Raw genomic sequence first — 25,790 nt, forward strand, 5'->3', positions numbered from 1 at the left:
GGTGTCGTGACAGTAGCTACAACTAACCAAAACTCTTCTGGAACTACGCCAGGAACAACTGCCGGTTCAAACTAACCAGCTTCTGTTCTCCCAGGCGCCTGCGGGCGCCTTTTTTATTGGGGCATCCTCCATTGAATCTTATTGCTCGACTCATCTTGGGGGGGCTCGTAGTCTTGGCAAGTGGCTGCTCCTCGCTGCTAGGCCCTGAGACAGAAACAGCCGCCTATTTGTTTCATAAAGAAGAATCGACTAAGGCCCGGCTGAATAAGTTAGCGTCCCGGCTAAACCCCTCGATACGCTATTTGCTGGTCCATCAGGAAGGAAACCTGCCAACCTTACTGGTACTTGGCAATGTGCTTCAAGTCCCAGAGGGGCCTATAGAGGTGTGGTATTCGGCGGGAGCTGAGCTCTTCAAGTTTCAATCGGGAAGACTGGTGGGAACCAACGGGCTCCCAGTTGATTGGACCTCCGTTCGGTTCTTGTCAAAAATTCCTTCGTGGGAAACCTTGTCCCCGGACAATGCTCCTGTCTACATGCGGTCGAGAAGCGAGTTGCCGGGCTATCTCTCGAACAAAAAGGAGTCCGTGAGGCTCACACGTATGGTAGTTTCAGCTGATGGTGTTCTTCGGTTGCCTTTCTCTTTGTCAGAGGCTATGCCCCCGTCCTCGCTGAAAAACTACACCTGGTTCCGTGAGCAAGTTGTTGCAGATAGCCCGCACGCTGTATTGCCGGAGAGTTGGTTTGCAGTTGCCCAAGATGATGGGGAGGAACGAGTGGTTTTTTCCCGGCAATGTGTAAGCGCGCAAATGTGTTTTCAATTTCTCCAATGGCCTTTGCGTGGGGCAGGGCGATGAATAGCCGTTTTTCAAATCGAAATGTGACTCTTGTGGTCCTGTTGAGCTTAGCTTGGGTGCCACGGGTCTCAGCCGAGTTGCTGTCCCCTCCGCCATTTGAAAGTGCGCCATCGACTGGAGTTGTTTCCGGAGCAGTTCAGGCAGGCGAGCGCTTGAGTGATTGGGTAATTCGCAATGTGCCTGCAATGCCAAATTCGTATGCCTTGCATTGGTTGGTTGCTGCGGAGAGAGGTCCGCAATTGGCCTTGCGCAATGCCGTGGTTTCGGGCCTTCGCATGACTAGCTTGGGTGAAACGGGGGGTACTGGGGCTTTGCGTGTGTTGGAGTCACTTCCCGTCACGGGGCGTGTGCCGCTTGCCAGTTCCGATGGATATTGGTTGCAAGTGTCACCACAGTTTGACCCGGTGCTGGGCGATCGTGACCATGTTCGTTGGTATGGCGAACCGAGCACGGTCGGGGTAATGGGGCACGATGGGCAGCTTTGCCTTGTGACGCATCAGCCTCTTTCACAACTACAGCAGTATGTTCGCGCTTGTATTGCTGCCGAATTGCCTGTTGATACGGTTTGGGTCGTTCAGCCGGATGGCCGGGTGATCAAAGTAGCCTTTGCGGAGTGGAATGCTGAGCAAGATATCGAGTTGGCGCCCGGTGCCTGGGTTTGGGCTCCCGGCCGCGGTGCTGTGGGTGAAGGCACGTCTGCCAATCTGGCGCGGTTTTTGGCGACTCAGCCACCGGCTGAAAGTATTTTGCCTGAAAAGCCTAGGTTTGAGCCCGCTGCGCTTCCAGAAAAACGTGTGATCACTAAGCAGCAGTTAACGGCAAGTGATTGGGGCGAAATCGGCTTGTTGCAAACGCCGACGGCACGAATGGCGCCAGCCGGGAGTGTCAGGACCCATTTTTCAGGCTCGTATCCCTATACGCGTGGAACCGTCATGCTGCAGCCATTCGATGGAATGGAAGCAGGTTTCAGATACACCGACATCGCCAATCGTTTGTACGGAGAATCCATTGCAGGCGACCAGACGTACAAAGATAAATCGATCGACGTGAAGCTGCGGCTTCTGAAAGAAAGCGCAAATCTGCCCGAGCTGGCGGTGGGTATGCGTGATATTGGTGGTACCGGCTTATTTTCCGGCGAGTATTTGGTGGCCAACAAGCGCTGGAGCGCCTGGGATGCTAGTTTGGGCTTGGGTTGGGGCTATCTAGGGGGACGGGGTGACATCCAGTCGCCCCTCGGCTTTTTGGGGAGCTCCTTCAAGAAGCGAGCTACCATCAGCACCGCATCTGGTGGCGAAACCAATGAGCAGAACCTGTTTCGTGGTGACGCATCGGTTTTCGGAGGCATCCAGTGGAGTTCTCCCACAGGAAAATGGGTGCTCAAAGCCGAATACGAGGGAAACAACTACGCCTCTGAGCCGTTGGGTGGACGCGAAAAACAAGACTCTCCATTCAATTTCGGACTGGTCTATCGTTATTCCCCCAATGTAGATTTATCTGCCGGCTTTGAGCGTGGTAATCGCGTGATGTTCGGCTTAACGCTCCATCTTGGATTGCATCAGCTGGAGATGCCAAAGCTTCTAGACCGACCTTTGCCAGTGTTGGCTGCCAAGCCCCTGTCGCCAGCGGAGCCGCTTAACTGGTCAGCGATTGCCGCTGAAATCAACGCTCAAACGGGCTGGACCGTCCGCGCGCTTTCGATCCAAGGGCATCGCCTCGTTTTGTCTGCTGAGTCGGATGGCGCAGTCTTTTTGAAAGAGCGGGTGGAGAAGGCCATTCGTGTATTGCATCACCGAGCACCCGTAGTTGTGAGGCACTTTTCCTTCGAGTTGAGCGAACGCGGCTTGGCCATGATGGGGCTTGATATCGATCGCGCCGAATGGTTGACCCAGCAAACTCAGGCTCAAGCGCCGGCTTTAACGCTGCCGGCCCTTCAAGCGCGTGCTTCGACTGCGCGGATGGCCCCGGTCAGCGCGAGCGATGGAAGCGATGGGCTTCTTTTCGACAAGAGCGTCTCGAGTTTTGTAGTGGCTCCAAGTTACAGCCAGAGTTTTGGGGGGCCCGACGGCTTTGTTCTTTACCGTGCCGGGGTACACGCCAAGTTCGAGCAGCGCTTGACTCCGACAACGTGGCTCAGCGCAACCCTAAACGGTCGAGCTTTCGACAACTACGATACCTTCATATACAACGCGCCCAGCAATCTACCGCGGGTGCGCACAGACGTTAGACGCTATGTAACGTCTTCTAGGGTGACCCTTCCTGAGTTGCAGGTTACGCATGTCGAAGATTTCGGTGGCGGGCACTATGCCAGCGTTTACGGGGGCTTTTTGGAGTCCATGTACGCAGGCGTGGGCGGTGAGTGGTTGTACCGGCCATGGCAAAGCAACTTTGCTTTTGGCGTGGATGTCAACCGTGTGCGACAGCGAGGCTTTTCGCAGGATTTTGCGCTTCGGGACTACCAAGTGAACACCGGCCACGCGACGGCGTATTGGGATACCGGGTGGAATGGGCTGCGGGCCAAGCTGCAGGTGGGTCAGTATTTGGCTGGGGATGTGGGTGCCACCTTGGACCTGCATCGTGTTTTTGCCAACGGCACGACGATTGGTGCATGGGCTACCAAAACCAACGTGTCTGCAGAGCAGTTTGGTGAGGGCAGCTTCGACAAGGGTATTTACGTCACGATCCCGATTGATCTGCTCCTTCCGAAAACCAGCGCTGGAACTGCCAACGTAGTTTGGTCACCCCTCACTCGGGATGGCGGCGCCCGTCTAGCTAGGAGTGTGGGGCTGTTCAACTTGACGTCTCAGCGCGATGCACGCGCCATGCAATGGGTGTCCGACCCCACAACCCGCCAAAAAAATCGTTTCCGCTTTGGCGAAGATCTCTCGCTCATTGAGAGTGACCCCGTGAATTCATGGGGTCAAGTGGGTGGCGCTGCCAAACAATTCGGTCAACGTGTGTCCGGTGTTCCGGCATCTGCTTGGGCTACGGGTGTCGCTGGCGTGATGCTCTCTGGTTTTGCAGATACTGGGTTGAAGAATTGGGCAGCCAATCATCAAGGCGGCGGCTGGGAGCGTGCGGCGAAGTTGAGCAATGCACTGCCGGTAGCACTAGCCCTTTGTACTGGCGCTTTGGCAACGGGTCTCGCGGGCGATAGCGCTGCGGACACTGCGCGTTCCTCTCTCATGGCTGCTGGCGTGACTTTGGGCGCCAACACCGTCTTGAAATATGCAGTGGGCAGATCTCGTCCCAAAGACGGGCTCGGGGCAGCTGATTTCCAAGGCGGAACGGTGAATGCAGGCCAATCAAGCTTCGCATCCAACCATGTGGCAACCACTTTTGCGCTGATCACACCTTTTGCCCAAAGGTACGACCAACCTGGCCTGTATGCGTTGGCTGCTACCAGTGCTTTGGGTCGTATACAGCAGGGGGAGCATTGGTTTTCGGATACGGTTGCAGGCGCCTTCTTGGGCTACGCCATCGGCTCTTTGATGCCAAGCTTGTCCGCGCAAAAGCCAAAGGGTTGGCAGGCGGATGTCAGCCCGCAATACATCGGCGCCACCAAGCGCTTTTAACGGCTGATTATTCAGCTGCGGTCAGCCCATTGGCAAAGTGTTCGGCCATGCGCTGCGCGGTGAGCGCAGGGTCGCGGGCAGCCAGGGCGTCCATGATGGCGCGGTGCTCAGTCAAGGATTCTTCAATGCGCCCGGTTTTGAGCAGGGAATTGTGGCGGTTGAGCTTCATGACCTTGCGCAGGTCAGCCACCATCTGGTCGCGCCAGCGGTTGTTGGCAATCTCCAGTAGGCGCATGTGGAACTTCTCATTCACCGCAAAAAACTGGTCGGTGGTGGCAGCCTTGTCTTTGCCGGGTTTGGCCGCTGCCTCCAGTGCTTTGTGCAGAGCCTGCAGTTCTTTGATTTCCGCCTCGGTGGCCTTGGTGGCCACTACGCCGGCCGCGTCGCTCTCGAGCAAGCTGAGCAAGTGATAGATATCGGCCAGGTCTTGTTGCGACACCTCGGTCACATAGGCGCCACGGCGCACCTTCATGGTCACCAGGCCTTCGGCGGCCAGCACTTTCAGGGCCTCGCGCAGGGGGGTGCGGCTAATGCCGAACTCTTCGGCAATTTTCAGCTCATCAATCCAGCTGCCGGGCTCCAACTCGCGCTTGAAGATGCGCTGGCGCAGTAGCTCCGCCACTTCCTCATACAGAGGGCGGGGGGCCAGCGATACAGCGGGGCGGGCATCAGACATCAAGGCGGACATGCGGTAGGGCTCAAAAAGTGGGTGGATTGTAAGCTGCAACCAATATTCTGAATCAATAATTATGAATAATGTAAACTTGCCGCGCTGATCCTGCCAGCGGTAACCCATAGATTGCGACCCCGCCATGACCGACAAGAAGCCTGAATTTCAATCCGCCACACTGGAAGCCTGGGCCAAGGCTGCAGCCAAATCCGCCCCCGGCGGCAATGTGGACGCGCTGAACTGGATCACGCCCGACGGCATCGCGGTCAAGCCGCTGTACACCGCAGCAGACACGGCAGACCTGAAGCACGCCGACACGCTGCCCGGCTTTGAGCCCTACCTGCGCGGCCCGCAGGCCACCATGTATGCGGTGCGCCCCTGGACCATCCGCCAGTACGCCGGCTTCTCTACCGCCGAAGAGTCCAACGCCTTCTACCGCAAGGCACTTGCTGCAGGCGGGCAGGGCGTGTCAGTCGCGTTTGACCTGGCCACCCACCGTGGCTACGACTCTGACCACCCGCGTGTAACAGGCGACGTGGGCAAGGCCGGCGTGGCGATTGATTCGGTCGAGGACATGAAGATCCTGTTCGACCAGATTCCGCTGGACAAAGTCTCGGTTTCCATGACGATGAACGGCGCCGTGCTGCCGGTGTTGGCCGGTTATGTGGTGGCCGCTGAAGAACAGGGCGTGAGCCAGGACAAGCTATCCGGAACGATTCAGAACGACATTCTGAAAGAGTTCATGGTACGCAACACCTACATCTACCCGCCTGCGCCCAGCATGCGCATCATCGGTGACATCATTGGCTACACCGCCAAGAACATGCCCAAGTTCAACTCGATCAGCATCTCGGGTTACCACATGCAAGAGGCGGGCGCTAATCAGGCGCTGGAGTTGGCCTTCACGCTGGCCGACGGAAAAGAATATGTGAAGACCGCCATCGCTTCCGGGCTGGACGTAGACGACTTTGCCGGGCGTCTTAGCTTCTTCTGGGCGATTGGTATGAACTTCTATTTGGAGGTCGCCAAGATGCGCGCCGCGCGCCTGCTGTGGTGCCGCATCATGAAGGGCTTTGACGCCAAGAACCCCAAGAGTCTGATGCTGCGCACCCACTGCCAGACCAGCGGCTGGAGCCTGACCGAGCAAGACCCGTACAACAACGTGGTGCGCACCACCATCGAGGCGATGGCCGCCGTGTTTGGCGGCACGCAAAGCCTGCACACTAACAGCTTTGATGAAGCCATCGCGCTGCCTACCGAATTCAGCGCGCGCATCGCCCGCAACACGCAACTCATCATCCAGGAAGAGACCCACATCACCAACGTGATCGACCCTTGGGCTGGCAGCTACATGATGGAAAAGCTGACGCAGGACATGGCCGACGCGGCGTGGAAGATCATCGAAGAAGTGGAAGCCATGGGCGGCATGACCAAGGCCGTGGACAGCGGCTGGGCAAAGCTCAAGATCGAAGCCGCCGCTGCCGAGAAGCAAGCGCGCATCGACAGCGGCCAGGACGTGATCGTGGGCGTCAACAAGTACAAGCTCAAGAACGAAGACGTGATCGAAGCCCGCGACATCGACAACGTGGCGGTGCGCGAAAGCCAGATCGCCCGCATTAAAGAAATCAAGTCAAAACGGGATTCAGCCCTTGTGGAATCTGCGCTGGCTGCTATCACTTCTGCAGCAGAGACCAATACCGGTAACCTATTGGACTTGAGCATCAAGGCGATCCGCCTGCGCGCGACAGTGGGTGAGGTGAGCGATGCGTTGGAGAAAGCCTTTGGCCGCCACCGTGCCGACACCAACAAGGTCAGCGGCGTGTACGCAGCCGCCTACGACAGCGCCCAAGGAGACTCCATGGAGTACTGGAACGCCCTGAAGGCCGACATTGCCAGCTTTGCCGAGAAGCAGGGCCGCCGCCCGCGCGTGATGATCAGCAAGTTGGGCCAGGACGGCCACGACCGCGGCGCCAAGGTAGTAGCCACCGCGTTTGCCGACTTGGGTTTCGACGTGGACATGGGCCCGCTGTTCCAGACCCCCGAAGAGTGCGCCCGCCAAGCGATCGAAAACGACGTGCACGCAGTCGGCGTGTCCACCTTGGCCGCAGGCCACAAGACCCTGGTGCCCGCCATCATTGCCGAGCTGAAGAAACAGGGCGCAGACGACATCATCGTCTTTGTCGGCGGCGTGATCCCGCGGCAGGACTACGACTTTTTGTACGCCGCAGGCGTCAAAGGCATCTATGGCCCCGGCACCCCCATTCCGGTGAGTGCGCGTGATGTGCTGAGCCAGATCGAAAAGGCACTAGGGTGACCCCTGAAGCCGTGCAGGCCGGTCTGCTGGGGGGCGAGTCCCTCTTGCAGCGCAGGTCAATAGCCAAAGCCATCACCCTGCTGGAGTCCACCCGCGTGGACCACCGGGCGCAGGGCGACGCGCTGCTCACCGCGCTGCTGCCGCACACCGGCAAGTCGTTCCGGCTGGGCATCAGTGGTGTGCCAGGCGTGGGCAAGAGCACGTTCATTGAAGCGCTGGGCTTGTACCTGATTGGGCAAGGCCACCGGGTCGCGGTGCTGACGATTGACCCCTCCAGCTCGGTATCCGGCGGCTCCATTTTGGGTGACAAGACGCGCATGGAGCATTTGTCCATGCACGAGAAAGCCTTCATCCGACCCAGCCCGTCCAGCGGCACATTGGGTGGAGTGGCCGAGAAAACGCGCGAGGCCATGCTGGTCTGCGAGGCAGCGGGTTACGACATCGTGATCGTCGAGACCGTGGGCGTGGGCCAGTCTGAGACAGCGGTGCAGGGCATGACCGACATGTTTGTGCTGATGCAGTTGCCCAATGCGGGCGACGACCTGCAAGCCATCAAAAAAGGTGTGATGGAGCTGGCCGACCTCGTGGTCATCAACAAGGCCGACATTGACGCCGATGCCGCCACCCGCGCGCAGGCGCAGATCACCTCCAGCCTGCGCTTGCTGGGTATGCATGGCAACCCGAATGACCCGCACAGCGACAAGCATTGGCAGCCCAACGTCATGAGCCTGAGCGCGCTGCTGGGCAAGGGCGTGGATACCTTTTGGGCTGCAGTCACCGAATTCCAGACCCTACAAACCGCCAATGGCCTGTTCAGCCAGCGCCGCCAGAACCAGTCGCTGGCATGGATGTGGGAGCGCATTGACGCGGGTCTGAAGCAGGCCTTCAAGCAAAACCCGGCGGTGCGCGAGCAGCTGCCCCAGCTCACTGCGGCGGTGCAGGCGGGTCAGTTGGCCGCCAGCACCGCAGCACGAAATCTGCTCTCTGTCCTCGAATTAACTGCGCAAGCAGCTCCTAATTTAGGAGCGAAATCCTGATGTTTTTTCTGAAGTGGTTGAAATTCGGAGGCGATAAGGCGGTTGCAAGCTTGCCTCTGGAGCAATTTTCCGTTGGACACGACTGGCTGCCTTTCGGCTCAACTCTCTTCGATTTAGAGGCGAGAGGCATTGCCATAGAGGGCCACTTTTTGCAAAAGCGCAACGCAGTTATCGAGGGCCCTGGTGGTGTTTTGGGTTTGTCCTATGGATACGTTGAAGCTCACTGTTTCGCTGTTAATCGACCCATTGAACAGGTTTGGTACCAACTTCCTCTAGATCCAGCCGCAGGGCATTTGGGAACCATTCGTCAAGGGTATGAGCAATTGCTTCAGGTATTGGGTAGGCCTACAACCACATCAGGGGATTTTTCCGAACTTCAGACCACTTCGGAGGGGGATGTGGTTTTACATGCAGTCTGGAGGCGCAAACATTGTCTGTGGGGTGCGTCATGGTTCGGAGATACGCGGCATCAGCGCGGGCTAGCTTTGTCGGGGATGCTCTATCAGCACTGGGATGATGAAAAGGCTGCGGCAAAGCCCTATTTGCCTGAGTTCCATAGACAGTTGAGCAAGTTAGATCAAATGCCTGATCCGATAGCAATAGCTCGCTTGCGTGATAGCGACTTAGACCGCCCGAGCATTAGAAAGTGGTATCACGTTGGCGCTGTTTCTGATCCTGCCAGTGACCGATCGTTGATCGAGGCACAGCGCGCGCTGTACTCGCCGAGATTGCTCCTAACTCCCCGAGCATGGTTAAGGACGTTGCCGATTGATGACTCTGGGGAGTTAGTGATGTGGAAAAGCAAGGGTGGTTCGCTAGGTTTTTCAACCCTCTGCGATACATGGATAGTTGAATCAGGTGGATTGCTAGTCATTGACGAATTCTTGACCCATCCTGCAAAAGGTCCGGGCTCGCACGCGGTGAGATTGGGCGAACTTGAAGCCACAGTTTCTTACATTGAAGGTGGCAACCCTGAAATTCGAGATTTCATCGCAGCGATCAAGTCGGTAGTTCAAACTGAACACCGTTTCCACGAATCATCTAACTGTTGAACAGTCGCGAATCATTAAAGGTAATTTTTTGGAGACAAACATGCAAGACATCCTCGTACAACTGGAAGCCAAGCGCGAGCTGGCCCGCATGGGCGGTGGGCAAAAGCGCATCGACGCGCAGCACAAAAAAGGCAAGCTCACTGCGCGCGAGCGCCTCGAAGTGCTGCTGGATGAAGGCACGTTTGAAGAGTGGGACATGTTCGTCGAACACCGCTGCGTGGACTTCGGCATGGACGAGCAGAAGATCCCCGGCGACGGCGTTGTTACTGGCTACGGCATGATCAACGGCCGCTTGGTGTTCGTGTTCAGCCAGGACTTCACGGTGTTCGGCGGCGCATTGTCAGAAGCCCATGCCGAGAAGATCTGTAAGGTCATGGACCAGGCCATGAAAGTGGGCGCTCCGGTCATCGGCCTCAATGATTCGGGCGGTGCCCGCATTCAGGAAGGTGTGGCCTCTCTAGGCGGTTATGCAGATGTGTTCCAGCGCAACGTCATGGCCAGCGGTGTGATTCCGCAGATCAGCATGATCATGGGGCCCAGTGCCGGTGGCGCGGTGTACAGCCCAGCCATGACCGACTTCATCTTCATGGTGAAAGACAGCTCCTACATGTTCGTGACCGGCCCCGAAGTGGTGAAGACCGTGACGCACGAAGAGGTGACCGCCGAGGAGCTGGGCGGCGCACTCACCCACACCACCAAGAGCGGCGTGGCCGATCTGGCGTTTGAGAACGATGTGGAGGCGCTGCTGATGTTGCGCCGCCTCTACAACTACCTGCCCCTGAGCAACCGCGAGAAGGCCCCGGTACGCAAGAGCGGCGACCCCATCGACCGCAAAGACCTGAGCCTGGACACCCTGGTGCCCGATAACCCCAACAAGCCCTACGACATGAAGGAGCTGATCGTCAAAACCGTGGACGACGGTGACTTCTTCGAGATCCAGCCCGAGTACGCCAAGAACATCATCATCGGCTTCGCGCGCATGGACGGTCAGACCATCGGCATCGTGGCCAACCAGCCGCTCGTATTGGCAGGTTGCCTGGACATCAAGAGCTCTGTCAAAGCCGCGCGCTTTGTGCGCTTTTGCGATGCTTTCAATATCCCCGTGGTCACGTTTGTGGACGTGCCCGGCTTCATGCCCGGTACCAGCCAAGAGTACGGCGGCATCATCAAGCACGGCGCCAAGTTGCTCTACGCGTATGCCGAATGCACCGTGCCCAAGATCACGGTCATCACCCGCAAGGCCTACGGCGGCGCGTATGACGTGATGGCCTCCAAGCACCTGCGTGGCGACGTGAACCTGGCCTGGCCCAACGCAGAAATTGCGGTGATGGGCGCCAAGGGCGCGGTGGAAATCATCTTCCGCGAAGACAAGGGCGATCCTGCCAAGCTGGCTGCCAAGGAAGCTGAGTACAAAGCCCGCTTTGCCAACCCCTTTGTGGCTGGCGCGCGCGGCTTTATCGACGACGTGATCCTGCCGCATGAAACCCGCAAACGCATTTGCCGCTCGCTGGTGATGCTCAAGGACAAGAAGCTGGAAAACCCTTGGCGCAAGCACGGGAACATTCCGCTGTGAGGTTACCCGTCGCTATGAAACGTGTGACTTCGCTTGCTGTCGCTGGATGGGCTGGAATTTGCATAACCACGGCAGCCGCTGCTGCACCAGTTGTGCAGACCGCCGCCGCGGACTTGCCGGTTGCTTTGCGAGGGGCCAAGGTGACCGTGGTGCATTTTTGGAGCCCCGACCCGCGCTGTGGCTATTGCGTGAACGACGATCAGGCTTTTGATGCCTTGGCGCAAACCTACGGATCGGAGGTGAGTTTTCGACGTGTGCAGTGGACGCCTTGGCGCAGCTTCCCGAAGATTGATCTGGATATCCGCCTGCAAGGCGTCCCCAACCTCTATGTCTTTAACGGCAGCCAGGCGGTTGCAGTTCTGGCGCGGCAGATCAAGAACGAGGCCGGGTGGGTGAAGTCCCATATCGACGGCGCGCTCGCAGGCAAGCACTTGCCACTGTTTGGTTCTCCTCCGCCAGCCACACCGGGGCCGCATGCTGTGCCCCCCGGGGAGCCCACCGCAGGCGAACTGCAAGTGGCACAGCAATTGGTAACAGGGCTGGTCTTGAGTGAAGGTGTACGCCAGTGCACAGACCTGAATGCCAGCTCGGCCACAGGCCTTGCATCCGCTATGCGGCAGTGGCGCAAACGCGGCTTGGTGCCTGCTGATAGCGATGCACCGATGTTGGTGCCCAAATTCGGCGTGACGGCAGTGCAGCAAATGCTGGTCGAGGCGCACCGCCAACTGGCAGGGGCGCTAACGCTGAACAATGCCACCCAAGCCGGCTGCCAAGAACTTCAGACGTGGCTGTTGAAAAGCTAACCCTACGTGCCACTGAAATTCTTCCAATCAGATATCCCATCAAGGAGTCCCCGATGTTCACCAAAATCCTGATCGCCAACCGTGGCGAAATTGCCTGCCGAGTGATTGCCACCGCCAAGAAAATGGGCATCAAGACCGTAGCGGTCTATTCGGACGCCGACAAAGAGGCCCGTCATGTCGCGCTGGCGGATGAGGCCGTCAACATCGGCCCCGCGCCCAGCCGCGAAAGTTATTTGCAGGCCGAGAAAATCATTGCCGCCTGCAAACAAACCGGCGCACAAGCCGTGCACCCCGGCTACGGCTTCTTGAGCGAGAACGAAGCCTTTGCCAAGCGCTGCGAAGACGAAGGTATTGCCTTCATCGGCCCCAAGGCGCACTCCATTGCCGCCATGGGCGACAAGATCGCGTCCAAAAAACTGGCCAACGAGGCCAAGGTCAACACCATCCCTGGCTACAACGACGCGATTAGTGGCCCTGAGCAGGCGGTGGAAATTGCCAAGGGCATTGGCTACCCCGTGATGATCAAGGCCTCGGCCGGCGGCGGCGGCAAGGGTCTGCGCGTAGCGTTTAACGACAAGGAAGCGTTTGAAGGCTTTGCCAGCTGCCAGAACGAGGCCCGCAACAGCTTTGGCGACGACCGCATCTTCATCGAGAAGTTTGTGCAGGAGCCGCGCCACATCGAGATCCAGGTGCTGGGCGACAGCCATGGCAATGTGATCTATTTGAACGAGCGCGAGTGCTCCATCCAGCGCCGTCACCAGAAGGTGATTGAAGAGGCGCCCAGCCCTTTCATCAGCGACGCGACCCGCAAAGCCATGGGCGAGCAGGCGGTGCAACTGGCCAAGGCCGTGAAGTACCAGAGCGCCGGAACCGTGGAGTTTGTGGTCGGCAAGGACCAGGACTTCTACTTCCTGGAAATGAACACCCGCCTGCAGGTGGAGCACCCGGTGACCGAATGCATCACCGGACTGGACTTGGTGGAGCTGATGATCCGCGTGGCGGCAGGCGAGAAGCTGCCGCTGACGCAAGCAGACGTGAAGCGCGACGGCTGGGCCATTGAGTGCCGCATCAACGCCGAAGACCCTTTCCGCAACTTCCTGCCCTCCACGGGTCGCCTGGTGCGCTTTGCGCCGCCTGAGCAGACCATGTGGCAGAGCGACACTGGGCACTTGCAAGGTGTACGCGTGGACACCGGCGTGCAGGACGGTGGCGAGATCCCCATGTTCTACGACTCGATGATTGCCAAGCTCATCGTGCACGGCAAGGACCGCAATGATGCGATTGCCAAGATGCGCGAGGCTCTTAACGGCTTTGTGATTCGCGGCGTGTCCAGCAACATTCCGTTCCAAGCCGCGTTGCTGGCTCATCCCAAGTTTGTAAGCGGCGATTTCAACACGGGCTTCATCGCCGAGAACTACGGCAAGGGCTTTTTTGCGGAAGACGTGCCGCATGACGACGCAGCATTTTTGACCGCGCTGGCCGCCTTTGTGCGCCGCAAGTCGCGCGAGCGTGCAGCGGGCATGTCCGGCCAGTTGCCGGGCTATGCGGTCGACGCGGGCAAAGACTATGTGGTGGTCACGTTAGATGCCGCGGGCAACAACAGCTACACCGCTGTGCATGTGGACGATTTTGAAGGTGAAACTGGCTCTGCCCAAGTACGGGTGGGCGCGAGCAGCTATGTTATTCGTAGCAAATCACGCTTGAACGACATTGCCATCACCGGCACGGTCAACGGCAAAGCCTTCACCGCCCAGGTGGAGCGCGGTACTCCCAAGAACCCGCTGGCCCTGCGCGTGCAGCACAACGGCACCCGTATCGATGCGCTGGTCATGTCCCCCCGCATGGCCGAACTGCACAAGCTCATGCCGCACAAGGCTCCGCCCGATATGAGCCGCTACGTGCTCTCGCCCATGCCCGGCCTGCTGGTCGATGTGGCAGTGGTGCCCGGCCAGAAGGTACAGGCCGGTGAACGCGTAGCAGTGATCGAAGCCATGAAGATGGAAAACGTGCTGTTTGCCGCCGCCGATTGTGTGGTGGGCAAGGTGCTGGCCGCTAAGGGCGAGAGCCTGAGCGTGGACCAAGCCATCGTGGAGTTCGTATGACCGGCGCTGCAGTCAAACGCCCCTTCAAGGTCTTGGGCATCCAACAAATCGCCATCGGTGGCCCGGACAAAAAGCGCCTGCAAACCCTGTGGGTGGACATGCTGGGGCTGGAGGTCACGGGTACCTTCCAAAGCGAGAAGGAAAACGTGGACGAGGACATCTGCGCCATGGGCACCGGCCCCTACAAGGTGGAAGTCGATCTCATGCAGCCCATGGACCCTGACAAGAAGCCTGCGGTGCACACCACACCCTTGAACCATGTGGGCCTGTGGATCGACAACCTGCCGGTGGCGGTGGAGTGGCTCATGGCCAAAGGCGTACGCTTTGCGCCCGGTGGCATCCGCAAAGGGGCAGCGGGCTACGACATTACCTTTTTGCATCCCAAAAGCAATGACGAATTCCCGATTGCAGGCGAGGGGGTGTTGATCGAATTGGTGCAGGCCCCACCCGAGGTGATTGCTGCTTTGGGCTAACACTCGCGCATGGCGCTGCCGCTTGAGGGGAAACACGGGGGGCTATGCCCCCTTTTTTGTCCCCAACAAGAACACAAAAAGCGATAGAGTCAGTCTATTCGCGAGATTTGCAAGGAACGCCCGTTATGAGCTTTGTAAAGATTCTGTACCCCGGCATGTGGGGCATGCGCAAGATGCGTTTCGGTGCCAAGTTGGCCATCGTGTTCCTGGTTGCTTTGCTCCCCATGATCTTGATGGTTTCGCAGCTACTGCGACAAACGCTGAGCGATACCGCGATCATTAGGGCGGAGGTTGACGGCGTGGTGGTGGTGGAGCAAGCGACTGATTTGATCCGCTTGATTCAGTCGCACCGCGGTCAAACCAATATGCTGCTGCTGGGCAATGCAGCAGCCCAGACCCCCCGTGACAAAACACGCACCCAACTCGCAGAGGCGCGCACCGAGTTGGAAAAAGTGATGGGCGAAAAGCTCGCACTGGACGTGCCCAATGAATGGGCAGATTTGCGCAGCCGTTTAGATGCCCTGTTTGCCAGCCTTGACGGCAAAGATGCGCCGCAAGCGTTTGCTGTCCACACCGCATTGGTTGAAGACTTGACCCGGTTTGTTTACGGCGTGGCCGACAAATCCGGCTTGCTCTATGACCCTGTGCCCGTGACTTACCTGCTGATGGATATGTCGGTGTCACGCTTGATCCCCCTGCGTGAGCAGATCGGACGTTTGCGCGGCGCGGGAGCCGGTTTCCTGAGCCAACCCACGGTCAGCGACTCTGCGGTTGCGCGGGTCAATGTGTTGGCCGATGCCCTGTCAGCGTGGATGCGGGATGTGCAGTATTCGCAAAAAATTCTGGCCGGTGTCGGTTTCAAGAACGCGAGTGGTGACGCAGCAGAGTCCGCGGTGAACGCGTTTGTCGCCCTCACTAAGGAGCGGTTCAAGCCGGGTGCTGCCAGTGGGGACTCCGAGGCGTATTTTGCTGCGGGTACCCAAGCCATCGACGCCATCGGCGCATATCACAAGGCCGTCAATACTGAAATGGTGCGCCAACTCCGTGAGCGCGAGGCCGACCTGAACACCTCGCTCTACCTGTTGATCGCCGGGAGCGCGCTTGCACTCACGATACTGATTTACCTAATGCTCTCTTTCAACCTGAGTTTTCTCTCCGATTTGCGTCAGGTGCTGTTGTTCATGCAAGAGACGGCCAGTGGCAATTTGCGCCACCGGGTTCGTATCCGGGGCAATGACGAGCTCTCAGACATGTCCCATTCGATGGATGTGATGGTGAACAACATCTCGGTGATGGTCGCCAGTGTGCGGAGCAATTCGGCGCTGGTTGCCAATTCGGGTGAAGTGCTGGTCATGGGTAACCGCAACCTGTCTGACCGCACCGAGCAGCAAGCCGCGAATCTGGAAGAGACCTCTGCCAGCGTTCAAGAGCTAGCGTCGACCGTCCGGGACAACGCCAATTCTGCGCAAGAGTCAGACCGGGTGGCACAGGGTGTGCGCCAAACCGCAGAGCAAGGCGCCGTCGGCATGAGTCAGGCCATTGCGTCGATTGAGGCGATTGAAGCCAGCACCCGCCGAATGGATGAAATCGTCGGCGTGATTGACGGCCTGGCCTTCCAGACCAACATCCTTGCGTTGAATGCGGCGGTAGAGGCCGCGCGCGCCGGGGAGTCGGGGCGGGGCTTCGCGGTGGTGGCAACTGAAGTGCGCTCTTTGGCGCAACGGTCTGCAGCCTCTGCCAAAGAGATCCGGCAGCTCATTTCCACTTCGTCACAGCAAGTGGCCGCCGGGGTGCAACAGATCCGGGCAGCTGGCAGCAATATCTCCGCGATCGCAGAAGGCGTGCGCGGTGTGGCAAGCCATATGTCGCTGATTTCAGCGTCCAGTTCAGAGCAGAGCGCGAGCTTGACGGAAATCACCACGGCCATCCGTCAACTCGATGAGATCACCCAGCAAAACGCATCGATGGTCGAGCAGGCCGTCAGCCAGGCCACCGCGCTGCAAGACCGGGCCAGTGTGCTGGCCGATGCGGTTGCGGTGTTTAAACTCCAACAAGGTTCTGCCGACGAGGCCCGCCAGTTGGTGGATAGGGCCTTGGAAGTAAGGCGCACCCATAGCGGGCGCGATTCCTTTGTACGAGAAGTCACCGCGCAGCACACCGGCCTGTTTGATCGGGATATGTATGTTTTCGTGCTGGACCGCAGTGGCCAGTATCTGGCTTTTGCCGGCAACCAGGCCAAAGTGGGCACGCGGGTGCAAGACGTGGCGGGTATTGATGGCAACGCGCTGATCGCCGCCATCGTGAACCAGGCGGACCACGCGCCGGGCTGGGTGGAGTACGAAATCGCGAACCCGCTGACGGGCTTGGTGCAAACCAAGATGTCTTATGTGGTGAAGGTGGACGATATGTACGTGGGCTGCGGCGTCTACAAGAGCCTCATGGCCAGCGTCTAATTGCCCAGTGCTCTCACCGGGCGGCAGGGCGACTGGTAGACTGGTAGATTCAGTCAGCCTTGCCAGCCTTCCGAGCCCGGGCTTTGGCGAGCACGGCTTGAATAACTGCACGTTTTTGGTCCAACACCGCTTCATCGGTGTGTTGGGAATGGGTGGCTATATCTGCCAGCTTCATGCGCGCTTTGGCTTCCAACGCTTGGGCGTGCTCTTCAGCCTCGCGGGCCTGCCGCACTTGGCGGCTTTCATAGCGCTGGCGTGCCTTCAAGGCGTCTTCCGTGCTCCAGGCATCCCACCCGGTGCGATCGTCTGAGACGGTTTCCACCAACATGCAATCCACAGGGCACACCGGCAGGCACAGGTTGCAGCCGGTGCAGTGTGCCTCGATCACCGTGTGCATGCGCTTGTTGCTGCCGATGATGGCATCGGTCGGGCAGGCCTTGATGCACAGGGTGCAGCCTATGCACCAGTCTTCATCAATAAAGACGACGGTGCGCGGCCCTTCCTGCCCGAACTCCGGGTTCAGGGGAATGACTGGATTACCGGTGATGGCCGCTAGGCGCGCAATACCCTCTGCGCCTCCAGGAGGACACTGATTGATGGGAGCTTCGTTACGCGCCATTGCGCCGGCATAGGCGGCGCAATCGGGATACCCGCAGCGGGTGCACTGGGTTTGTGGCAGCGCGTCCAGCAGCAGCTGCGCCAGCAGAGGCGCAGCCTCCGGGACCGTACTCACTTGGTGGTGCTGACCCGCTTGCGTGCTACCTTTTTAGTAGCTGCTGGCGCAGTCTTTACGGGCGCTGGAGTCGCTTTTGGCTCTGAAATGGTGGCGGGCGCAGCTGCGACAGCCTCTACGACAGCAGTCTCTACCGCAGCCGTCTCTGTAGAAGCAGGTGCACTCGCTTGGCTGTTGTGGCTCTTGATGAAAGCCTTGACCTGCGGGTACACCATCTCGCGCCAGCGGCGACCGGAGAAGATGCCATAGTGCCCGGCACCCATGGCCTCGTAGTGCTTTTGTAGCGATTTGGGCACGCCACTGCAGATGTCGTGTACTGCACGGGTCTGGCCGGAGCCAGAGATATCGTCCAGCTCGCCTTCCACCGACAGCAGGGCGGTGGTGGTGATGTCGGCAGGCTTGACGCGTTCGATCTTGCCGTCTTCACCCCGCACATCCCAGGTGCCGCTGACCAGCGCAAAGTCCTGGAACACCACGCGGATGGTCTCGAGGTAGTAGTCGGCGTCCATGTCCAGCACCGCGTTGTACTCGTCGTAAAACTTGCGGTGGGCTTCGGCCGAGGCGTCGTCGCCCTTGATCAGGTCCTTGAAGTAGTCGTAATGGCTCTTGGCATGGTGATCGGGGTTCATGGCCACAAAGCCGGTGTGCTGCAAGAAGCCGGGGTACACGCGCCGCCCGGAGCCGGGGAAGTTACTGGGCACGCGGTAAATCACGTTGTTTTCGAACCAGCTATGGCTCTTGTTCATGGCCAAGTTGTTCACCGCAGTGGGGGACTTGCGGGCATCAATCGGGCCGCCCATCATGGTCATAGTCAGGGGCGTGGTCTCACCGCGGCTTGCCATCAGCGACACCGCAGCCAGCACCGGCACGGTGGGCTGGCAGACGCTCATGACGTGGCAGTTGCCGTATTTGCCCTGCACGTAGCGGATGAACTCTTGCACGTAGTTGACGTAGTCGTCCAAGTGGAATTCACCGTCTGACAAGGGCACCAGACGGGCATTTTTCCAGTCGGTAATGTAGACCTTGTGGTCTTTCAACATGGTCTTGACGGTGTCGCGCAGCAGGGTGGAATAGTGGCCCGACAGGGGTGCCACGATCAGCACCACCGGCTGGCCCTTGATCTTTTCTAGGATTGCGGTGTCGTCGGTAAAGCGCTTGAAACGGCGCAATTCGCAGAAGGGTTTGCTGAGTTCTATCCGCTCATGGATGGCGATGTCCACGCCATCCACGTCGATGGTGCGCAGGCCGAATTCGGGCTTTTCGTAGTCCTTGCCCAAGCGGTGCATCAGGTCGTAGCTGGCGGACAGGCGTTGGGCAAAGGGGTTTTGTCCGGCTAAGGACAGCGGGTTGCTATACAACTTGGCCGCTGCCAATGCCAGGTCGGAAAACGGCTCCATCAGGGAGCGTTGGGTTTCGTAGAGCTGGTACAGCATGTGAGGCTCACTTTCGGAGAAATGTTGCAGTGCAATATAACAGGAGTACGCAAATTAGCGGTTACTTGCCTTGAGAATCCCTCGGACCGCATTGCGGCTGTGGGCTCCGAAGTTGGCGAGCAACTCCGCGACGAGCGCGTCCAGCCGGAGTTTGGCCTCGGTGGGGACGTTCACCAGTTCCTTCACCAAAGTCACCCGTTCTTCATTGGCGCCGAAGTCGTAATTCGGGTCAGAAACGAATCCTGGCGGGATGCTGTCCACGAGTGTTTGGGCGATGCGATTGCCATACGAGGCCGCCTGTGCAGCCACCACGTTGCGAAGGTACAAGTCGTGCCACTCGGGGTAGCTGGCGTCTTTGTCGGTTTGCCGTAGGGCCTGATCAATCGGGGTGTCTTGCTTGGCCAGCGCGGAGTTCAGCAGTACTTCAGACTGGTATTTTTCCAATGCCAAGTGCCGGTTTGACAGCAAGGTCACCATGTCGTTTTTCATGCCGGAGAGCCCCGCCATGGCCATGGCGTTGACGGCGAGCAGTTTCAGCGTCGAGTCGCCGGGTGACAGGCTCGCGTGGTAAGGCTGGGTCAGGTCTTGGATGTAGTGCAATGCCAGGCCGGTAAAGCGCCAACCCCAATAAGGATGGCCGGTGCGGAAGGCCAGAGAGGCCAGGGTGGAGTACTGGTACACCCGCAATTGGGGAAAAGTCCGCTTGATAAAGGGCGCCGCGGTGTACAGCACCTGGTTCTCATGCATGAAACCCATGTGGAATGGCGCCTGGCTTCCATACACCAGCAAGGGGTTGCCGAAGGGAAGGGTACCGAAGCCGTACATCTTGCCCCACTCGGAAGGGCTGTCTTCAAACAGGTTGATGTCCAGCCCGTAGTCCGGCTCGTCAGCGGCACTGGCGGCAACCACCAAGGGCGCCACGGTGTCACCCACCTTGATGGGTTGAAATTTTTGACTGGCATTGCCCAGCATGGGCAAGGTGGTGACAGTCTCCGAGGCCAAGCGCGGTGCGGGCGAGGCGTTGAGCTTCGGGTCGGGCTGAATGAACAGTGCAAACCGGCTGTTAGGGGCGATTCGCAAGGCATGGGTAAATGCCAAGCGGCGTGCTTCGTCACTGCGGTTAGGGTTGGCAACAAAAGCCAGCTTGGAGGGGCGGGGTGGGTAACTTTGCAGATTTGCCGCCGCCCAAGCCTCATGGCTTGCCAGCAAGGCCTCGATGGTCTTTTCTTCGGCCTTGAGGAAGCTTTCCAGGGTCTCAACGGTTACAGGCGCCGCATTGGCGACTTCGGGCATCGCCTCCAGTGCCCGGTAGGCTGCGAGGGTGTGGTTGCCCCATGCACCTGCGGTGGTGGAAATCAGCCCAAGCAGGGCTCCCAACGCATAGGCTATTTTCTTCATGCACTTGTCTCCATTGACGCCCGTGGAATATGCGCAAGCAGCTATCAAAAAGATAGCTGCTTCAGCGGGGCATCCGCCCCGCATAGGGTCTTAGACGACCTTGGCGATCGCCTGGCAGACGTAGTCGATGTTCTTGCTGTTCAGGGCAGCTACGCACATGCGGCCGGTGTCGGTGCCGTACACGCCGAACTCGGAACGCAGGCGCACCATCTGGTCCTTGGAGAGGCCGGAGTAGCTGAACATGCCGATCTGGGTCGTGATGAAGGACATGTCCTTGGTGACTCCAGCAGCCTTCAGGCCGTCCACCAGTTTCTGGCGCATGGCCTTGATGCGCACACGCATTTCGCCGAGTTCCTGTTCCCACTGGGCACGCAGCTCGGGGTTGTTCAGCACCGCAGCCACGATGGCGCCACCGTGGGTGGGTGGGTTGGAGTAGTTGGTGCGGATGGCGATCTTGAGCTGGCTCAGGACGCGGTCGGTTTCTTCCTTGCTGCTGCCGACCACGCTCAGGGCCCCCACACGCTCGCCGTAGAGGCTGAAGCTCTTGGAGAAGCTGGTGGACACAAAAATGTTTAGCTCAGCGGCCACAAACTTGGCGATCACGGCGCCGTCTTCAGCGATGCCGTAGCCGAAGCCTTGGTAAGCCATGTCGAGGAAGGCGGTCAGCTTGCGGGCCTTGACCACAGCAATCACCTGGTCCCACTGGGCGGCGGTGATGTCGTAACCGGTAGGGTTGTGGCAGCAAGCGTGCAGCAGCACGATGGTGCCTTCTGCGGCGCCGTTCAACTTGGCCAACATGCCGTCAAAGTTGATGCCGCCCAGGCCGCCGTTGGCGCTCTGGTCGAAATAGGGGTAGGTGTCCACAGTGAAGCCGGCGTTGGTGAACAGCGCGCGGTGGTTTTCCCAGCTGGGGTCCGAGATCAGCACAGTAGCGTTGGGGCTGATCTTCTTGAGGAAGTCAGCACCGATCTTCAGGCCGCCTGTGCCGCCGATGGCTTGCACGGTGGCCACGCGGCCGCTCTTGACCACGTCAGAGTCTGCGCCGAATACCAAGGCTTTCACTGCTGCGTCGTAGGCCGCAATGCCGTCGATCGGCAGGTACCCACGGGCAGTGGGCTTGTCCATCATGGTCTTTTCAGCGGCTTGCACGCACTGCAGCAGGGGTAGCTTGCCGTTGTCGTCGAAATACACGCCCACGCCGAGGTTCACTTTGCTGGGGTTGGTGTCAGCGTTGAATTGTTCGTTCAGACCCAGGATAGGGTCACGGGGAGCCATTTCGACGGCAGTAAAAAGAGACATGAATAAGTCCTGAACGGAGGGGGCGATGAACGGTTCTGTGGAGAGCCGCGGAGGAAATGCGTATTTTAAACGGCGCCGAGATGGTGCCCGCTCTTACGATGGGATGGTCCCAAAGCCTTTTGCGAGCCTGCGGGTGGTGTCCGCTGCGGATTCGCTCAAGCAGCCTTGCATGTTGGTGCCGGCCCACAAAGCGCTGAAGTCGTCCGAGCCGGCTGCCTCGGCACGGGCCCTGAGCGGGGCTACGGCCGCCGTGGCCAGCGGGAATGCGGGTGCCTCAGTGTTCATGGGGCCCAGGCTTTGCATGGCGTGGTTCACGATGCCGCGGGCTGGCCTGCCGGTGAAAATGTTGGTGAGCGCGGTGGTGCGCGGGGGTGTCGCTTGGAGTGCCCTCCGGTGCAGCGCGCTGGTCGTGGCTTCGTGACAGGTCAGATAGGCTGTACCTACCTGCACACCCGCAGCGCCCATGGCCATCGCGGCGGCGACATCGGCATCGCTTGCAATGCCACCCGCGGCTAGCACCGGGATGCGCAATGATTGGACCAATGGCGGAAGCAAGTCCGCCAAGGGGCGCTGGGTATTGAGGTCTGTATGCAAGAACACCCCCCGGTGCCCACCCGCCTCCAGACCCTGTGCAATCACGATATCGGCACCATGGTTCTGCAACCAGAGACCTTCTTCCACTGTGGTGGCGGAAGACATCACCAAGCTACCCATAGCTTTGACCCGCGCGAGCAACGCAGGAGCCGGCAGGCCAAAATGAAAGCTCACCACCGCAGGCCGAAACGACTCCAGCACCTCGGCCATGGCCTCTGAAAAAGGTGCCCGACCCGGCCCGGGCACCATGTCTTGCACGGTCAAATGCCATTGCTGGTAATGCGGATGCAGGGTTTCCATCCAACGCGCCTCGGTGACCGGATCCGGTACAGGTGGCGAGTGGCAAAAGAAATTCACATTGAATGGGTGTGGCGTGAGCGCGCGCAGCCCGGCGAGCTCACGCTCCAGCGACTCGGGTGTGTGCATGGCCGCTGGCAAAGAGCCCAGTGCGCCTGCGTTGCAGACGGCAGCGGCCAAGGCAGCACCTTGTGCACCAGCCATGGGTGCCTGAACAAGGGGCAGCCGTACCCCGGGAAACAAAGTGCTTTGCAAGTCAAACCCCCTACAGTTGCGCAGCTAGTCTACAGTCTTGGGTTTAGTGCTTTTTCTGCTGTCCGGACCTACTCTCATGCCTGCCTCCAAAAATCCCGTGCCCCTCGCCGTCGTGGAAAACGATGATTCGGCGCAAGTGCGTACCGGTACCTTTGTCAGTTTCCCGGGGTCGCCTTTTGAGCTGTACCAGCCCTATCCGCCCGCGGGAGACCAGCCGGAAGCGATTGATCAGCTGGTGAGTGGCGTGGAAGATGGCGAGGTTTTTCAAACCTTGCTGGGCGTGACCGGGTCGGGCAAGACTTTCACCATGGCGAACGTGATCGCCCGTTTGGGCCGTCCTGCGATCGTGTTTGCTCCAAATAAGACACTTGCTGCCCAGCTGTACAGCGAGTTTCGCGAGTTCTTTCCGAAGAATGCGGTGGAGTATTTCGTGAGCTACTACGACTACTACCAGCCCGAGGCCTATGTGCCTCAGCGCGACCTCTTTATTGAGAAAGACAGTGCGATCAACGAGCACATTGAACAAATGCGCCTGAGTTGCACCAAGAGCATCATCGAGCGGCGGGATGTGGTGATTGTGGCGACCGTGTCGGCCATTTACGGCATCGGCAAGCCAGAGAGTTACCACCAGATGGTGATGACCCTGCGCACCGGCGACCGTATGGGCCAGCGCGACATGATCGCCCAACTGGTGCGGATGCAGTACCAGCGCAATGACATGGATTTCAGCCGGGGTGCCTTCCGGGTGCGGGGTGACACCATCGATATCTTTCCGGCTGAGCACAGCGAGATGGCGATCCGCGTCGAGCTGTTTGACGACGAGATTGAGAGCCTGCAGTTGTTTGACCCGCTGACAGGGCGCATCCGCCAGAAAATCCCCCGCTTTACCGTCTACCCCAGCAGCCACTATGTCACGCCCCGCGACCAAGTGCTGGCAGCGGTGGAGACTATCAAAACCGAGCTGGCGGGTCGTTTGAAAGAGTTTGTCGGCATGGGCAAGCTGGTCGAGGCGCAGCGCCTGGAGCAACGCACCCGCTTTGACCTGGAAATGCTCAGCGAGGTGGGGCATTGCAAGGGCATTGAAAACTACTCGCGCCATTTGAGCGGGTCTGCCCCTGGCGAGCCACCGTCGACCTTGACCGACTATTTGCCCAAAGACGCGATGATGTTTTTGGACGAGAGCCATGTGTTGATCGGTCAATTCGGTGGCATGTACAACGGCGACCGCGCTCGTAAAACGACTCTGGTGGAGTACGGATTCCGTTTGCCTAGCGCCTTGGATAACCGGCCGCTCAAGTTTGAAGAGTTCGAGACCAAAATGCGGCAGGTCGTGTTCGTTTCGGCCACGCCGGCTCAGTGGGAAAACGAGCATGCCGGGCAGGTGGTGGAGCAAGTGGTGCGCCCCACGGGCTTGGTGGACCCTGAGGTCGAGGTGCGTCCGGCAGGAAGCCAAGTGGACGATGTGCTGCAGGAAATCCGGATCCGGGTCGACAAAAACGAGCGCGTGTTGATCACGACCCTGACTAAACGGATGGCGGAGCAGCTCACCGATTACCTCACCGATAACGGCGTAAAGGTGCGTTACTTGCATAGCGATGTGGACACCGTAGAGCGGGTTGAAATTTTGCGCGACCTGCGTTTGGGTACCTTTGATGTGCTGGTCGGGATCAACTTGCTGCGGGAGGGCTTGGATATCCCGGAAGTCTCACTGGTCGCAATTCTGGATGCCGATAAAGAAGGCTTTTTGCGCTCCGAGCGCTCATTGATCCAGACCATCGGCCGTGCTGCCCGAAATCTGGAAGGCAAAGCTATTTTGTATGCCGACAAAATTACGGACTCCATGGCGCGCGCCATCGGCGAAACCGAGCGCCGCCGCAAAAAACAAATCGCCCACAACCTGGAGCGAGGCATTACGCCCAAAGCCATTGTCAAAAAGGTACGCGACTTGATTGATGGTGTCTACAGCGAAAAAGCGGGCAAAGAGGCCGAGCGCCTGGAGCGCGATGCCCATCAGCGTGCCCAAGTGGAAGATATGAGCGAGAAGGATGTGTCGCGCGAAATCAAGCGCTTGGAAAAGCTCATGATGGAGCACGCACGCAATCTCGAGTTCGAAAAAGCAGCGCGGGTACGCGACCAATTGACCATCCTGAAAGAGCAGGCTTTTGGCGCGCCAGGGACAGACAACATCGTCAATCTGTAAAGTTGATTATTTCTATCGGGTAAATAGACTGGCCAGTCTGCTTACCCGACTGATATGCGGGGTTTAGTGCTATACTTGAGTCCGCTAGTCAACAACCCTGCCACCAAGGAGCAAGCGATGCGTCTCACCACCAAAGGCCGTTTTGCGGTCACCGCGATGATCGATCTGGGCCTGCGTCAAAGCTCAGGGCCTGTGACTCTGGCTGCGATCAGCCAGCGCCAACAAATTTCCCTCTCTTACCTTGAGCAGTTGTTCGGCAAGCTGCGTCGCCACGATTTGGTAGAGTCCACCCGCGGCCCCGGCGGCGGTTACACCTTGGCCCGCAAGGCGTCTGACATTACCGTGGCAGAGATCATTACGTCGGTAGACGAGCCGATCGACGCCACCCAATGCAGCGGCAAAGAGAACTGCTTGGGCGAAGGCGCCCGCTGCATGACGCACGACCTCTGGGCCTCTTTGAATACCCGCATGGTGGAGTTTTTGGATTCAGTCACCTTGCAAAAGCTGGTGGATGATCAACTCGCCAAGGGTTTGCAAATCGAAGACAAGCCGAGCATCAAGCGCGCAATTTCTGCAATGCCAGTGGTTAAGCCGATCCGGGTGAATGCGCCGAATTCGGTGTTCGCCTTGGGCAATGCTTTCTCTAAATCCTGATTTTTTACTGCAGCCAGCACTGAG

17 protein-coding genes are annotated in these 25,790 nt (G+C 58.8%); 11 read left to right on the forward strand and 6 right to left on the reverse strand.

Annotated elements, in window-relative coordinates; genetic code table 11:
- Positions 1-808 precede the first annotated feature (808 nt).
- Positions 809-4,426 carry a YjbH domain-containing protein gene (locus tag RAE19_RS16540; RefSeq protein ID WP_313875902.1) on the forward strand — a complete coding sequence of 1,206 codons (3,618 nt, stop codon included), beginning with the start codon at positions 809-811 and terminating at the stop codon, positions 4,424-4,426.
- A gap of 7 nt (positions 4,427-4,433) precedes the next feature.
- Here RAE19_RS16540 and RAE19_RS16545 read toward each other — a convergent pair whose 3' ends face one another.
- Entirely contained in the window at positions 4,434-5,114 is a 681-nt protein-coding gene (locus tag RAE19_RS16545) for a GntR family transcriptional regulator (protein WP_313875903.1), read from the reverse strand.
- Positions 5,115-5,238: 124 nt separating this feature from the next.
- Between RAE19_RS16545 and scpA the strand changes: the two genes are divergently transcribed.
- The 8 genes from scpA to RAE19_RS16585 all read left to right on the forward strand — a co-directional run bounded on the left by scpA (position 5,239) and on the right by RAE19_RS16585 (position 16,903).
- Positions 5,239-7,410, forward strand: a complete 2,172-nt coding sequence (gene scpA / locus RAE19_RS16550; RefSeq protein WP_313875904.1) for a methylmalonyl-CoA mutase — start codon at positions 5,239-5,241, stop codon at positions 7,408-7,410.
- Complete coding sequence (gene meaB / locus RAE19_RS16555; RefSeq protein WP_313875905.1) at positions 7,407-8,447, forward strand: methylmalonyl Co-A mutase-associated GTPase MeaB; 1,041 nt, start codon at positions 7,407-7,409, stop codon at positions 8,445-8,447. Before scpA ends, meaB begins: the two co-directional genes overlap by 4 nt.
- Entirely contained in the window at positions 8,447-9,499 is a 1,053-nt protein-coding gene (locus RAE19_RS16560; RefSeq protein WP_313875906.1) for a hypothetical protein, read from the forward strand. The genes meaB and RAE19_RS16560 overlap by 1 nt, the downstream gene beginning before the upstream one ends.
- A gap of 40 nt (positions 9,500-9,539) precedes the next feature.
- Positions 9,540-11,072, forward strand: a complete 1,533-nt coding sequence (locus RAE19_RS16565; protein ID WP_313875907.1) for an acyl-CoA carboxylase subunit beta — start codon at positions 9,540-9,542, stop codon at positions 11,070-11,072.
- A gap of 14 nt (positions 11,073-11,086) precedes the next feature.
- Positions 11,087-11,875 (forward strand): hypothetical protein, encoded by a 789-nt coding sequence (locus RAE19_RS16570; RefSeq protein WP_313875908.1) that lies wholly within the window; start codon positions 11,087-11,089, stop codon positions 11,873-11,875.
- A 53-nt stretch (positions 11,876-11,928) separates the two neighbouring features.
- On the forward strand, positions 11,929-13,977 hold the full coding sequence (locus RAE19_RS16575; protein WP_313875909.1) for an acetyl/propionyl/methylcrotonyl-CoA carboxylase subunit alpha: 2,049 nt from the start codon (positions 11,929-11,931) through the stop codon (positions 13,975-13,977).
- Positions 13,974-14,450, forward strand: coding sequence for a VOC family protein (locus RAE19_RS16580; RefSeq protein WP_313875910.1), 477 nt, complete (start codon positions 13,974-13,976; stop codon positions 14,448-14,450). The genes RAE19_RS16575 and RAE19_RS16580 overlap by 4 nt, the downstream gene beginning before the upstream one ends.
- Before the next feature lie 125 nt (positions 14,451-14,575).
- Positions 14,576-16,903 (forward strand): methyl-accepting chemotaxis protein, encoded by a 2,328-nt coding sequence (locus tag RAE19_RS16585; protein ID WP_313875911.1) that lies wholly within the window; start codon positions 14,576-14,578, stop codon positions 16,901-16,903.
- Positions 16,904-16,952: 49 nt separating this feature from the next.
- Here the strand turns inward: RAE19_RS16585 and rsxB are convergent, their stop codons facing one another.
- The 5 genes from rsxB to RAE19_RS16610 all read right to left on the reverse strand — a co-directional run bounded on the left by rsxB (position 16,953) and on the right by RAE19_RS16610 (position 22,912).
- Complete coding sequence (gene rsxB / locus RAE19_RS16590) at positions 16,953-17,636, reverse strand: electron transport complex subunit RsxB (protein WP_313875912.1); 684 nt, start codon at positions 17,634-17,636, stop codon at positions 16,953-16,955.
- Positions 17,633-19,069, reverse strand: a complete 1,437-nt coding sequence (locus RAE19_RS16595) for a polyhydroxyalkanoate depolymerase (RefSeq protein ID WP_313875913.1) — start codon at positions 19,067-19,069, stop codon at positions 17,633-17,635. Before RAE19_RS16595 ends, rsxB begins: the two co-directional genes overlap by 4 nt.
- A gap of 54 nt (positions 19,070-19,123) precedes the next feature.
- The gene (locus RAE19_RS16600) at positions 19,124-20,467 is read right to left on the reverse strand and encodes a hypothetical protein (RefSeq protein ID WP_313875914.1); all 1,344 of its coding nucleotides are present in this window, start codon (positions 20,465-20,467) and stop codon (positions 19,124-19,126) included.
- A gap of 90 nt (positions 20,468-20,557) precedes the next feature.
- Positions 20,558-21,766 carry an amino acid aminotransferase gene (locus RAE19_RS16605; RefSeq protein WP_313875915.1) on the reverse strand — a complete coding sequence of 403 codons (1,209 nt, stop codon included), beginning with the start codon at positions 21,764-21,766 and terminating at the stop codon, positions 20,558-20,560.
- A gap of 93 nt (positions 21,767-21,859) precedes the next feature.
- The gene (locus tag RAE19_RS16610; RefSeq protein WP_313875916.1) at positions 21,860-22,912 is read right to left on the reverse strand and encodes an NAD(P)H-dependent flavin oxidoreductase; all 1,053 of its coding nucleotides are present in this window, start codon (positions 22,910-22,912) and stop codon (positions 21,860-21,862) included.
- Between the two features lie 76 nt (positions 22,913-22,988).
- Here RAE19_RS16610 and uvrB point away from each other — a divergent pair, with 76 nt between their 5' ends.
- Entirely contained in the window at positions 22,989-25,112 is a 2,124-nt protein-coding gene (gene uvrB, locus RAE19_RS16615) for an excinuclease ABC subunit UvrB (RefSeq protein ID WP_313875917.1), read from the forward strand.
- Between the two features lie 117 nt (positions 25,113-25,229).
- Positions 25,230-25,766, forward strand: coding sequence for a Fe-S cluster assembly transcriptional regulator IscR (gene iscR / locus RAE19_RS16620; RefSeq protein WP_313875918.1), 537 nt, complete (start codon positions 25,230-25,232; stop codon positions 25,764-25,766).
- Positions 25,767-25,790: the final 24 nt, after the last annotated feature.

The sequence above is a fragment of the Rhodoferax potami genome (assembly GCF_032193805.1).
Lineage (GTDB): Bacteria > Pseudomonadota > Gammaproteobacteria > Burkholderiales > Burkholderiaceae_C > Allorhodoferax > Allorhodoferax potami_A.